Annotated in this window: 1 protein-coding gene; it reads right to left on the bottom strand. The window is 31.6% G+C overall.

Going from position 1 to position 234, the window contains the following annotated elements:
- A partial coding sequence (locus GNY06_RS15450; protein ID WP_166518505.1) for a transposase occupies positions 1–234 on the bottom strand: 234 nt, incomplete at both ends.

Genomic DNA, 234 nt, shown 5'->3' with positions numbered 1-234 from the left:
TTAGATAATATTCTGTTCTTAAAGCCATCAAAGGATTTCGCATAGTTTCTTCTAATCATAAACTGATCACATAATTGCGAAAATAAGGTTTCGATGGGCTTTCGGGATTTTCTAAAAATATAAGGCTTTGGCTTATATCCATGTTGATTTTTTCGCATAGGTACTTCCATATTAATCTGGTTGTAAGTAAATAAGTCTCTTTGATAATCAATACTCAGATAACCTTTGTCTCCT

It is taken from the genome of Elizabethkingia argenteiflava, from assembly GCF_009904105.1.
In the GTDB taxonomy this organism is placed as follows: Bacteria; Bacteroidota; Bacteroidia; order Flavobacteriales; family Weeksellaceae; genus Elizabethkingia; species Elizabethkingia argenteiflava.
Note: the sequence above shows the minus strand (reverse complement) of the source record. Positions and strands in the feature narration are given on the sequence as shown.